Raw genomic sequence first — 531 nt, 5'->3', positions numbered from 1 at the left:
CAGTTCATCCAGGGAGATAACCTTGGCATCACTGCAAACGCTACAGATGCGGACGGAACAATTGCCAAAGTCGATTTCTATAATGGAAACACGCTTTTGGGAACTGACACTTCTTCTCCATACAGCTTTGCATGGACTAATCTTCCTGTTGGAAGCTTCTCCCTGACTGCAAAGGCTACTGACAACAAAGGAACGACTACAGTTTCAACCGCTGTCAATATTGCTGTTGTCAATAGTAATGACGGAGAAAAAACATCCCGCTCTCCTTATGGTGGAACAGCCGCGATAATCCCCGGAACGGTGGAAGCCGAAAATTATGACCTCGGGGGCCAAGGTGTAGGCTATCACGATATCGATTCAGGCAATATTGGCGGAGCCTACCGCGCTGACGATGTTGATATCGAAGTTGCTACCGAAGGCGGTTACAGCGTGGGTTGGATGTATCTCAACGAGTGGCTTGAGTACACAGTCAATATTACAACGGCGGGAGCTTACAACCTTGATGCGCGAGTAGCCGCTCCTGGCGCCGGT

1 protein-coding gene is annotated in these 531 nt (G+C 49.5%); it reads left to right on the top strand.

Annotated features, from left to right (window positions below; translation table 11 throughout):
- A partial coding sequence (locus SYJ56_RS25855) for an Ig-like domain-containing protein (protein ID WP_323839303.1) occupies positions 1 to 531 on the top strand: 531 nt, incomplete at both ends.

Source organism: Algoriphagus aurantiacus (assembly GCF_035156405.1).
In the GTDB taxonomy this organism is placed as follows: Bacteria; Bacteroidota; Bacteroidia; order Cytophagales; family Cyclobacteriaceae; genus Algoriphagus; species Algoriphagus aurantiacus.
This window is presented reverse-complemented; position numbering and strand designations above follow the sequence as displayed.